This is a genomic window from Collinsella sp. AM33-4BH (genome assembly GCF_003469205.1).
GTDB lineage: Bacteria > Actinomycetota > Coriobacteriia > Coriobacteriales > Coriobacteriaceae > Collinsella.
Window position 1 is genome coordinate 1 of record NZ_QSIN01000019.1, and the last position, 11677, is coordinate 11677.

Sequence of the window (11677 nt, forward strand, 5' to 3'; positions counted from 1 at the left end):
ATGCGGCGCGCTGCGCGCCCCGCACAGGCTAAAGCCTTTAACGGAAAGAGGCGGGCAATTGCCCGCCTCTTCTCACATCACCCACTTGAACACGGCACGGAACAGCCAGACGAAAAAGCCCAGCGTGACCTTAAGCGCCGCCATGAGGAACCTACCAAGCCTCTTCATCGACGTCACCCCAATCTTCCTTGACCTTGCGGGCGCCCTCGTCGGCGCCCTCCTCCTTCTCTTGCGCGAGCAGCCTCGCCAGCTCGTCGGGCACGCCCGGGACCTCTGCCCTCCCCAGAGCGCGCTGCAGGTCCCTTATCTGCGATTTCAGCGGTTTTGAGGGAGGGCCCACGTGCTCGCGGTAGCAGGCGCCGATCGCGGCCGCGTCGCACAGGAAGCCCCGCACCCGGGCGAACGCCTCGTCGCCGTCGAGCAGGACGCGGCGGGCTCGCCCCAGCTCGGCCTCCGAGGCCAGCATGAAGCGCCAGCCACGGGACCTGCGCGCGGCCGGTATCCCGTCCGCGGGCGCGTCGGCGCGCCAGTCGTCGCGCACCTGGTGCCAGTTCGCCGTGAGCCAGAGCCCCTTCTCGGGCTCCTCCCGCATCTCGAGCTCGAACTCCGTGAGCATGTTCGCGCCGGAGAACGGCGACCCCTCCGTGAACGAGAGCGTGTCGAACAGCGTCGTCCTGCCGCCCTCGTACTCTATCCTCACCATCATCTCCGGCCCCTCTCCCTGCGCTGGTCCTGCTGGGCCCGCTGCCGCTCGGCGGCGAGGATGCGCTGTTGCTCGTCCGCTCGGTGGCACTGGCGCGAATTGCCGCTGGCATCGTCGCGCCCTTCACCGTCCCCGTAGCGGGTCTTGAGCGGCATGAGCCCGTTCTCGGCCATGTAGGCGCGGGCGGCCTCGAGGCGACGGTATCCCTCGCCGCCCGCCTGGCCGCGCCGCTCGAGCGTCGCCATCCTGAGCCCGAACTCCTCGATGGACTCGACGTCGAACTTCGCGCACGTCTCGAGCGCCGAGGAGAGCCTGCTCAGCTCCGAGAGGTCGTTGAGCTCGAGGGCTCGCTCGGCGGCCTCGCGGATCCGCGCGGCGCTCGCGTCCGTGGGGCGGTAGGCGCCTTCGCGCTCGAAGCGCCGGCGCAGCATCTCCTTGCCGTAGACGAACCCCAGGCGCTCGCCGGTTACCTTCTTGGACGGTTCCTCCGCCAGGCTGAACACCCAGTCGTCCCGCCGCGCCTTGGCCGAGTTGTCGGCGACGTGCACGCCCAGGGCGTCGAGGATGCCGAAGAACTCCGCCTCGTCGCGCGCCGTGGTCTTGGCGAGCGCGACGCGGGCGCGGATGTCGCCGACCCACGAGTAGCCGCCCGAGCGCATGATCTCCTTCTCGGCCCGGCCCAGGTAGACGCTCCTGCGGCTCCTGGGCCCGCCCGCACCTGCCCGCCCGCGCGCCTTCGACGGAGATTCGGGCGCCCGGTCGTTGGAGAGCCCCGACAGCCCGCGCTCGCGCGCCATGTCCTGCAGGTCTCGGTTGAGGTCCTCGGGGTGCTGGGTCTGCATGCGGTAGCCGGTGCGGAGGTTGGCGTTGTTCACGACGATGTGCGCGTGCGGTATGCCGCGGGCGTTGTCGTCGTGGTAGACGATGGCGATCTCGTGGTCGTCGAAGTGCCTGAGCGCCCACGAGCACGCGAGCTCGCGCAGCGTCGCCAGGTCGATGTCGTCGCCGGGGTCCGGCGAGAGCACGAAGTGCTTGAACGTGCGCGCGGGCTTGCCCCTCCAGGGTGCGTCCGTGCCGAACGCGGCGCGCGTGGCGTCCATCTCGGCGTCCCAGGCGCAGGCCTCCTTGGCGTCTTCCCCCAGCGCGCCGGCGTCGCGCTCGTCGTAGCTCAGGTTGAACAGGTCGCGCGCCAGGGCGCGGCCTCCCTTCTCGAGGTAGCGGCGGATGCCGCCCGTCGAGCCGTGGCCGCTTATCGGCTTCAGGATCGGCATGGCGAGCCCTCCACGAGCGAGTCGGCGCCGATGCGACCGAGCTCCGCCGCCATCTCTCGGGCCGCGGCGTTCACGTCGGCGAGCTCGCGCTCGATCGTCGGGATGCTATCCGCGACGAGGTCGCGGTCGACGTGCCCGTGGCGGGCGTGGAAGTTGATGAGGTTCATCGCGTGCACGGCCTGGTTGTAGTGGTAGCCCCACTTCGTGAGCTCTCGCGACATCGCCCACAGGGCTCTGCGGTCCACGAGTATGCGGTGCTCGTCTCCCGCGTTGGCCTCCGTCGACAGCGGTATGCGAACGAGGTAGCGCAGGTACTCCGACTTGCTGAGGCCGGCACGCTCGCACCGCTCGCAGAGCGCGTCGTAGTCGCCTCCCTCCATGCGGAACGTGACGCGGCGCTCCTTGCCTTTGGCGGCGCCGGCTTCCTCTTCCATGGCGGATTCCTTTCCTCGGGCCCGCCGCGCGGCGGGCGCGTCTCTCTAGGGGTGCGGGGGATCCCCCGCAGGCGGCGGCCCGGCTCGGGCGCCGCCTCTGGGACCGGGCCTCGCGAAAGCGGGCTCCCGAACGGCCCGCGGCATGACGGGTCCGAGGCCGCCCGGTCCCCAAGTGCTATGGACGCCCGACGCGATGTCGGACGCCATAGGCTACTTGCTGGATTTCGGGCCTGAGGCCCTTCTGCGGCGCTTTCGGGCATCGGTGCCCGCATCCGTGTAGGGCGCGGTCATGAGCGCCATCTCCCGCAGCAGCGAGAGGTCGGCCGGGCTCGGGCTCTCGGGCGGGCTCTCCAGGAAGTCGGCGACGAGCCTCGCGGCCTTCGCGATGCGGCCGTCGGGGCCTGCCTGCGTCTTGCCCTCGCTCCTCACGTAGTCGGAGAGCTCGCGCTTGGTGCGCCGCCAGGGCTCCATCGCGGCGTGCATCTCCGCCTGGCGCTCCTTCGGCATGCCCGCGAGCGTGCGCACCGCCTCGGCGCTGAGGTTGCCGCGGTCGGCCTCGGCGGCCCACTCGGGCGAGAGGTCCTCGGCGATGCGGCGGGCAAGCCTCTCCTCGCGCGCGATGGTCTTGCCGGAGACCTTGCGGCCCGTCTGCCGCTCGATGATGGCGGCCTTCACGTCGTCGACGCGCATGCCGGAAAGCGACGGGTCCTCGGAGCGCAGGCGCACGGCGTCGCCCCTGAGCGCCTCGGTCGCTGCGGCGCGCTCGGTCACGGTGAGCGCGCGGGTGAAGTAGTTCGCGGCGTGGAGCAGCGTCACCGCCCGCTCGTCGTCGATGCCCTCTATCACGCGGCAGGGCATCTTCTCGTAGGCGGGGTCGTCCTTGGCGAGCAGCGCGTAGGCGGCCTTGCGCCGGTGCCCGGAGACCATCTGCCACGAGCCGTCGCCGACCTTGCGCACGAGCGGCAGGTCGGTGAGGCCGTCCTCGCGTATGGACTCGGCGAGCTCGGCTATCCCCGTTGGGTCCATGGAGTAGGCGGCGTTCGCCGGGTGGTCGGCGATGTCGGCCACCGCTATCTCGGACACCGGGTAGCGCCCGCGGGTGCGCGACGCGCCGTCGAGAAGCCCCGTGATGGTGAAGCCCGCGGCCACCTGGCTAGGCGAGCTCACGGGACACCTCGTCGGCGAGAGCTTCGTAGTCGCGTGCGGGGCGGCTCCCCGGCTCGAAGGCCGCCACCGGCTTCCATTGCCAGCTGCCCTCGCAGACCTTGCTGCTCGCGTGGATGACCGTCTCGAACTGCTCGCCCGGGAAGAACCCGTCGAGCACGGCCGCGCCCGTGGCCTCGGCGTTGGTCATGCGGCCGGGCACGCAGGTGCGCAGTATCTTCCATCTGGGCGTGGGCATGCGCAGAGCGTCCGCGATGGAGCGCGTCGCCTCCACGGTGAGCGCCGTGCCGCGCATCACGGTGGAGTCGAGCTTCACGGGGATGACGACCATGCCGCCCTCCGTTGCGGCGAGGTAGGCGTTGAAGGCGAGCCTGCGCATCACGGGGCTGCAGTCGATGAGGCAGACGTCGTAGGAGCCCGAGGCGTCGTCGAGGGCGAACTTGAGGCGCTGCTCGCGCAGGAGCATCTCGTTCTGGTCGACGAGGTCGATGGTCGAGGCCACCACGTCGAGGCCCTCCCCGGCGGCGTAAGCGACCTCTTCCACGGGCGCGCCGCCGTAGAGCAGCTCGACCGAGGTGCGGCGCTCGGAGGCGGCGCGGTCGTAGAGGCCGAAGAAGTCGGTGGCAGACGCCTGCGGGTCGAGGTCGACGAGCAGGGTCCGAAGGCCCCTGGCGGCGAAGATGGCCGCCAGGTTGACGGCGGTCGTCGTCTTGCCGACGCCGCCCTTGTAGTTGGAAATGGCTATCGTGCGCATGGGTCGCGTCCTCTCTAGCGTGGGGCGCGCCTCGCCGCATCCGGTCCGGCGCGCCCCGAGTCTCGGAGCGTCGGGACAAAACCGTACGGATTTGTCCGACAAGCGGAGTGTACCACGAAAACGTACGTATATGTACGTTTTCGTGGTACAGGGGCCGGTTTCGGGGGAAAGCCCGGCCCCGGGAGCCCGGGGCCGGGCGCGCCGCCTAGGAGAGCGGCTCCATCTCGCCGAAGCAGTTGATGTGGTGGCGAAGGAGTGCGCGGTTCTCCTTGACGACCATCATCGCCACCTCGTCGAAGCGGACCGGGGTGTCGGCGTAGTCGTCGCCGTTGCCGGCGAGCCACCTCGCCGCCAGCGCCTCGCGCAGCCCGCGCGCCCTGTGGGCCTCGGGGAAGCCGTCCGTCCCGATCCGGACCGTGGCGTCGACGAAGACCAGGGTCCCGTCCTCGTCCACCGCCACGAGGTCGATCCCGCCGATGCCCTCGGGTCCCTGCCAGGCCTCGTCGACGATCTCGTAGCCCTTGCGCTCGAGGAAGGCCTTGACCGCGCCCATCGCCTTTTCCTTCATGTCGTTCATGTCTTGCTCCTTAGACTCTGAGGCCCGCCCCTGTGGCGTGCCTTGCGCCGCGTGAGTCGCATGCAGCGCGGGCGTGCCTGCAAGGGAGGAAGCGAAGTCGGGCATGGAAATAGAAGTCTCCCGACGGCAGTTTTTCGCGTTGTTCGCGCGCGGAGCGCATGGGGCGAAGAACCCGAAAAAGTGTCGCGGCCCTTGCTGGCCGCCTGCCGGCGTGCGACCCTGCGCGTCCAAGGAGCGCCGGGGCGGGTATTCGGATCAAAGGGGCGCAGGCGTGCGGCATGGAATCCGGCGTGGGCGCCGAGACCCTCCGGGCATGGGATGCGGCCCATCGGCGGTTGCTGGGCTCCCGCGGGGATTGACGACGACGTCGTGGCGGGGACGGAGGCGGGTTCCCGAGTCGCGGCGCCGCGGCATGAGTCGGGACGGACGGCTTTCCCGTGCCGCTTGCGGCCGATATGCGCACGGGACCGCGGGCGGCGAGATGGTTCTCCGCATGGAACGGCTACGGTGCTGCGCGACACGTCCGTTGAGAGAAGGAGGCGAGCTGATGTTGAGCCACGAAGAGAAGTTGGAGCGCATCGAGCTCATCGATGCCGTGTGCGATGCCGGGAGGCTGGCGAGGGGCCTGGACCAGCTGCTCGAGTCCCTGGCGCATGCCGACCAGCTGGACCCGCTCGACGTCGAGGGGATTCTGGCCCTGAAGTCGATAAGTGAGAGGTGCGCCGAGCGCATCGGCGACGCCGCGCGAATCTTGGAGGCTCAGAACGAGGTTCTCTACGCCGAGGAATGGGCAAACGCCAAACCTCGCGAAAACGAGAGATGAGGACCCGAACGAAAGCGGCCATCCAAGCCCGATCAGGGCGTCCATCGCCGTCCGCGCTCATATAAAGCCTGGACATCGGCTGTCCTCGCATTCCCAGTGCCGCCGCGTGCCGTCGCGTTATAATGCTGCAAACGCATTTGTATTGCATTTCGAGCGATGGGAGCGCAGATGCCCGACAGCTACAAGGAGCTCATCAAGAGCAATCCCGACGAGACCGAGATCAGAAGCTTCCTGGTGGACGGCGACCAGGTCTCCGTGACCCTGCGCATCCCCGACACCCTGCGCGACGCGGCGAAGGAGGAGGCGGCCCTGCGGGGCATGAGCTTCTCCGCCTTCGTGCGCACCTGCATGATCGAAGAGCTCGCGAAAAAGGGGGCATAGAGGCGTGAAGTCGCTAAGCAACGTCGGCGCGGAGCGCCTGGGAGACGCCCTCGGCGAATCCATCGACGACGGCGCGAAGTTGTCGATAATCAGCTCGTATTTCACCGTGTTCGCCTACGGGGAGCTCAAAGAGGAGCTCTCCAAGGTCGACGAGGTGCGCTTCCTGTTCAGCGAGCCCACCTTCATCAAGCGCATGGCCGACTCGAAGGAGCCGCGCGAGTTCGAGGTAGCCCGCCGCGCGCGCGAGGTCGGCGTCGGCGGCTCGGGGCTCGAGCTCACGCTGCGCAACAACCTAAACCAACGCGCGCTCGCCCGCGAATGCGCCGAGTGGATCCGCGAGAAGGGCGTCTTCAAGTCCGCCAAGACGTCCGGCGCCATTCAGCCGGGCGGCACCTACGTGGTGGAGAACCCATCCGGCGACGACCACGCCTTCATGGGCGCCGCCGCGAACTTCACGCAGGAGGGCCTCGGCTACGAGCGCCGTCCGGGAACCGTGACCTGCGTGAGCCATTTCGAGAACGCGACCGAGGCCGTCGGCCTCAAGATGATGTTCGAGTCGGTCTGGGACAACCCTGCCATGGTCGAGGAGGTCACCGCGCAGGTGGCCGCCCAGGTCGAGACGCTCTACCGCGAGAACCCGCCCGAGTTCATCTATTTCCTGACCCTGTACCACCTGTTCCGCGACTTCATGGAGGACGACGAGGACAACGGCATCCGCCCCGGCCTCAAGTTCGAGGAGTCCGTGGTCTGGAGCAAGCTCTACGACTTCCAGAAGGACGCCGTCGTGGGCGCCATCCGCAAGCTGGAGAAGTACAAGGGCTGCATCATCGCCGACTCGGTGGGCCTGGGCAAGACCTACGAGGCGCTCGCCGTCATGAAGTACTACCAGGAGCGCAACGACCGCATCCTCGTGCTGTGCCCGAAGCGCCTGCGGGACAACTGGACCCTGTGGACGCAGGACAACGACGACCGCAACCCGCTGGCCGACGACCGCTTCAGCTACACGGTGCTCAACCACACCGACCTGTCGCGCTACCACGGCATGAGCGGCGAGGTGGACCTCGAGCACCTGCGCTGGGGCCACTTCGACCTCCTCGTCATCGACGAGAGCCACAACTTCAGGAACAAGAGCACCGACGCGGACAAGACCGACCGCTACACGCGCCTCATCGAGGACGTCATCAAGTCGGGCCAGCGCACGAAGGTGCTCATGCTCTCTGCCACCCCGGTGAACAACCGCCTGCTCGACCTGCGAAACCAGATCGAGCTCATCACCGAGGGAGACGACGCGTACCTCGCCGATACCGATGGCATCCCGTCGATCACCCACGTGACGCGCGTCGCCCAGCAGAGGTTCAACGAGTGGAGCAAGCTCTCCGACTCCGAGCGCACGACCGAGAGCTTCGTGAACGCGGTGAACGCCGACTACTTCAAGCTGCTCGACGTGCTGACCATCGCGCGCAGCCGCAAGCACATCACGAAGTACTACGGCGCCGCGAGCGGTACCTTCCCGGCGCGCCGGCCGCCCCTGTCGTTTCAGACGCCCATTGACCTAGAAGGCGAGCTGCCGCCGATTGCCGTGCTCAACGACATGATCGCCCAGCTCACGTTCGCCCAGTACCAGGTGCTCTCCTACGTGCGCGCCGACCAGCGCCGCAAGTACGAGGACCGCTACGGGGACACGTGGGGCAAGGACTTCGAGAGCCAGGTCCACCGCACGACGGCGGTGGCCAACCTCATGCGCGTCAACGTCCTCAAGCGCATGGAGTCCTCCGTGAACAGCTTCCGCATCACGCTGCGACGAATCCTCGACGGCTGCGTCGACCTGCGCGCGAGGCTCGACGCCGACGCGTCGGGGGTCGCCTACGGCACCGAGGGCCTCGAGGACGGGTTCGACGACGACGATGCCGAGGAGTTCGAGGCCGGCGGCAAGGTGCGAGTCGACCTGCGAGACGTCGACGCCCTGCGCCTGGGCCAGGACCTCGACTTCGACATCCAGGTGCTCCGGGCCCTGCTAACCTATGCCGACGCGGTGACGCCCGAGCGCGACGCCAAGCTCGTGAAGCTGCGCGACTTCATCGCGGGCAAGGTCAGCGAGCCGTACAACCCCGGCAACCGCAAGGTGCTGGTGTTCAGCGCGTTCGCCGACACGACGGCGTACCTTTTCGAGCAGCTGGCGCCCTGGCTGAAGCGCGAGCTCGGAATCGAGTGCGCCGAGGTGGCGGGCAGCTCCAACCGGACCTACTCGCTGAAGCTTCCCAGGACCACCTTCGAGAACATCCTCGCGAGGTTCTCTCCCGTCTCAAAGGAGCTGCCGGAGAGCCAGCGGGAGCTCGGCGAGATCGACGTCGTCTTCGCGACGGACTGCATCTCCGAGGGCCAGAACCTGCAGGACTGCGACTGCCTGGTGAACTACGACATCCACTGGAACCCCGTGCGTATCATCCAGCGCTTCGGCCGCATCGACCGCCTGGGATCGAAGAACTCCCAGATCCAGCTGGTCAACTTCTGGCCGGACATCGCGCTCGACGAGTACATCCAGCTCGAGGGCCGCGTGAAGGGGCGCATGGCGCTGCTCGACGCGTCGGCAACCGGCGAGGAGAACGTGCTGGAGGCCAAGGGCAATGGAGAGATGAACGACCTCAAGTACCGTCGCCGGCAGCTCCAGCAGCTCAAGAGCGAGGTGCTCGACCTCGAGGACATCTCGGGCGGCATCTCGATCACGGATTTCGCCTTCGACGACTTCCGCGTGGAGCTCCAGCGCTACGCCAAGGAGCATCCCGGCGCGTTGGAGAACTCGCCGGCGGGACTGCACGCCGTGGCCCCCATCCCCGACGAGCTTCGCAGCGACGTGAAGCCAGGCGTGGTCTTCTGCCTCAAGCAGAACGACGAGGGCAACGATCCCAGGGACACGAACCCTGTCTTCCCGTACTACGTGGTGTACGTGTCGGCCGACGGCGAGGTCATGACGAAGCACACCCAGCCCAAGCCGGCGCTCGACATCATGCGCGCCGTCTGCTCTGGGCATCCCGAGCCCATCGCTAAGCTGTGCCGCGAGTTCAACCGCGAGACCCGCGACGGGACGAGGATGGACGCCTACACCGACCTGCTTGACGATGTCGTTGCGGCCATCACCGGAACGCAGCAGGACAAAGGCATCGAGAGCCTGTTCAGCCTGGGAGAGGTCGGCAGCGGCACCGTCATGGGCTTCAACGACTACTCGTTGGTATGTTTCGCGGTGCTGCGATGAGCGGCATCGACTGGAACGGAATCCTGCGCCTGCCCGAAGCGGCGCTCGCGGGATGCCGCCGCATTCCCAAGACGGTGCTCGTCAAGCAGGCCATGCTCACCAAGACCGAGCAGAAGAGGCTCGACAAGGTCGCGCGCCTCGAGCACTTCGCCACGGTCCAGAAGTCCACGACGCGCATCCCGCCGTACGAGGACGACGAGCGCAACGTGCAGAGCGTCGTCTTCCTCCGTTGCGAGATGACAGCCGGGACCATGGCGGTGGCCGAGGTGGCGGAGCTCGTGCACAAGTGCTTCCCGAACCCGACGGTGCTCCTGGTCGAGGCGGGCGGCTGCGCGTGCATATCGGTCGCCCTCACGCGGAGGAGCCAGGCCGAGCAGGGCGCGACGGTCGTCGACCGAGTCGAGTCGACGGGCGCGTTCGATCCTGGCCGTTCAGAATACGCGGACTTCCTAGGCGCGCTGGCATTCGGGCGGCTCTCGCAGGGCGACCTCTGGGAGTACCTGGTCGACCTGTCGCGCACCGTAGCGCTGTCCCGCGCGATTGGCGGCCTGGGGTTCTACCCCGTATGCCCCGCTCGAGACCGGGAAAAGCTGATCGCCCTCACGTCGCGCTACGATGAGATGGGAGCCTCCGTCAAGCGGCTGAAGGAGCAGCGGCGGTCGAAGGACATAACGCTCAACGAGTCCGCGAAGCTGAGGATGGAAATGAAGGAAGAGGAGCGACGCCTGAGGGCGGTCGCCGATGAGATAAAGGAGATCTGCAATGGCCGTTCTAGATGAGTATATTTTGCGAGCGGCGCGCCTTTTGAGTGATGCTGCAGATGAGGATGTTGATGCGCTCTGCCGTGAAATCATGCAGGTCTTCGACCTCGACTACACTAACCCCGAGGCTTTAAAATATATCAATTCCTCAAGCTCATTTCGCTACTCGAAAAGCGACCTAGGGATGATTCTCCAGAAGCTGCGCCTAAAGCGGGAAGACTCAGACGACAAAGCGTTCGGTGCCGCATTCTGCGCAACTATAACGCAGCATATCAGGAGACTGGAGCAAGCTCTTGAAGAGGGCGTGAAAGACGACGAGCTCAAAGCCGTATACGACTCAATCGACTACGTCTACGCAAACGCGAGGGGCTACGACTCCTACACGGACGGACTAGCCTCCTATTCCTATGGGTCTTCCAATCGCAATGATTTCAACGATGAACAGACGCAACTACGTATCGACAAACTGAAGCATTTCCGTGATGAGGAGCTCCGTAAGCTGAAAATCGCCGAAGCGCAGGGCGCTAGCGTCAGCCTCACGGCATCCGCCACGAGCAACGTACAGGTCACGTTAGAGGCAACCTTTGAACAGATTGACAAATTGCCAGAGACAACGCTTTCCGATGACGAGAAGACGCTGCTCAAAGGGATGATGGGCGATCTCAACACAAAAGATAAAAGCAAACGGGGCAGCAAGCTTGACAAACTCCTGAGCTGGCTTGCCGGCAAGGGCACCGACGTTTTTATTGCCGCCATGCCCTACATAGTTCAACTAATCAAATCTCAACTTTCCTAGGAGGAGACCTCATGGGCGAGATAGAAAAGATGACTCTTGAATCGGAGAGTCTTATTGACGACCGCCTGAATAAGCTCAAGGAGCTGATGCCCGAAGTGTTCTCCGAGAGCGGAATCGACTTCGACAAACTGCGGCTGGAGCTTGGCGACGAGGTAGACGAGGGCCTGGAGCGCTATGCGTTCACGTGGCCCGGCAAGGCCGATGCCATCCGCCAGTCGCAGATGTCCAGCACTGCTACTTTGCGTCCCCGTATCGAGAAAAGCCGCAGCCGCGATGGAGAGGATGGGTCCTTCGACTCGGACAACATTTATATCGAAGGCGACAATCTCGAGGTGCTGAAGCTCCTACAGCGCGGCTACCACGGCAAGGTCAAGATGATCTACATCGACCCACCCTACAACACGGGTCACGACTTTGTCTACAAGGACAATTTCGGCAACTCTGTCGATAACTATAAGGAGCAGGCGGGACTCGCCGGCCAGTCCAACGCCGACACAAGTGGCCGCTACCATAGCGACTGGTGCTCGATGATGTACCCTAGGTTGAGACTGGCTCGAGAGCTCCTAACCGACGATGGCGTCATTTTCATTTCGATTGACGATAACGAAGACCGCAATTTGCGCATCCTCTGTGACGAGGTGTTCGGAGAGGCAAATTTCGTTTCTCAGCTAATCTGGGAACGAGCTTACTCGCCCAAGAATGACGCCAAATACGTTTCAAATAGCCATGATTATGCCTTGATTGGCAACTTCATCCGAACACT

Annotated in this window: 12 protein-coding genes; 6 read left to right on the plus strand and 6 right to left on the minus strand. The window is 65.9% G+C overall.

Translation table 11 applies throughout. From position 1 onward, the window contains the following. Positions 1 to 151: 151 nt before the first annotated feature. The 6 genes from DW821_RS09805 to DW821_RS09830 form a co-directional block, all read right to left on the minus strand. Positions 152 to 706, minus strand: coding sequence for a hypothetical protein (locus DW821_RS09805; RefSeq protein WP_073293304.1), 555 nt, complete (start codon positions 704 to 706; stop codon positions 152 to 154). Then, positions 703 to 1974, minus strand: a complete 1272-nt coding sequence (locus DW821_RS09810) for a relaxase/mobilization nuclease domain-containing protein (protein WP_096227023.1) — start codon at positions 1972 to 1974, stop codon at positions 703 to 705. The genes DW821_RS09805 and DW821_RS09810 overlap by 4 nt, the downstream gene beginning before the upstream one ends. Then, the gene (locus tag DW821_RS09815) at positions 1962 to 2408 is read right to left on the minus strand and encodes a CopG family transcriptional regulator (protein ID WP_015540324.1); all 447 of its coding nucleotides are present in this window, start codon (positions 2406 to 2408) and stop codon (positions 1962 to 1964) included. The genes DW821_RS09810 and DW821_RS09815 overlap by 13 nt, the downstream gene beginning before the upstream one ends. A 210-nt stretch (positions 2409 to 2618) precedes the next feature. Continuing rightward, entirely contained in the window at positions 2619 to 3575 is a 957-nt protein-coding gene (locus DW821_RS09820; protein WP_096227022.1) for a ParB/RepB/Spo0J family partition protein, read from the minus strand. Beyond that, positions 3562 to 4326, minus strand: a complete 765-nt coding sequence (locus tag DW821_RS09825; protein ID WP_033499416.1) for a ParA family protein — start codon at positions 4324 to 4326, stop codon at positions 3562 to 3564. Before DW821_RS09825 ends, DW821_RS09820 begins: the two co-directional genes overlap by 14 nt. Before the next feature lie 205 nt (positions 4327 to 4531). Next, a complete protein-coding gene (locus DW821_RS09830; protein WP_096227021.1) occupies positions 4532 to 4903 on the minus strand; it encodes a YraN family protein in 372 nt (123 codons plus the stop codon). A gap of 547 nt (positions 4904 to 5450) precedes the next feature. Between DW821_RS09830 and DW821_RS09835 the strand changes: the two genes are divergently transcribed. From DW821_RS09835 to DW821_RS09860, 6 genes are all read left to right on the plus strand, one after another. Next, complete coding sequence (locus tag DW821_RS09835; RefSeq protein ID WP_052118776.1) at positions 5451 to 5726, plus strand: hypothetical protein; 276 nt, start codon at positions 5451 to 5453, stop codon at positions 5724 to 5726. 168 nt (positions 5727 to 5894) lie between these two features. Continuing rightward, on the plus strand, positions 5895 to 6107 hold the full coding sequence (locus DW821_RS09840) for a YlcI/YnfO family protein (RefSeq protein ID WP_227561562.1): 213 nt from the start codon (positions 5895 to 5897) through the stop codon (positions 6105 to 6107). A gap of 4 nt (positions 6108 to 6111) precedes the next feature. After that, positions 6112 to 9357 (plus strand): helicase-related protein, encoded by a 3246-nt coding sequence (locus DW821_RS09845; protein WP_033499418.1) that lies wholly within the window; start codon positions 6112 to 6114, stop codon positions 9355 to 9357. Then, the gene (locus DW821_RS09850) at positions 9354 to 10136 is read left to right on the plus strand and encodes a DUF4391 domain-containing protein (protein ID WP_033499419.1); all 783 of its coding nucleotides are present in this window, start codon (positions 9354 to 9356) and stop codon (positions 10134 to 10136) included. Before DW821_RS09845 ends, DW821_RS09850 begins: the two co-directional genes overlap by 4 nt. Further along, positions 10120 to 10914, plus strand: coding sequence for a hypothetical protein (locus DW821_RS09855; RefSeq protein ID WP_033499420.1), 795 nt, complete (start codon positions 10120 to 10122; stop codon positions 10912 to 10914). Before DW821_RS09850 ends, DW821_RS09855 begins: the two co-directional genes overlap by 17 nt. Before the next feature lie 11 nt (positions 10915 to 10925). Further along, the coding region (locus DW821_RS09860) for a site-specific DNA-methyltransferase (RefSeq protein ID WP_147487045.1) at positions 10926 to 11677 on the plus strand (752 nt) is incomplete at its 3' end.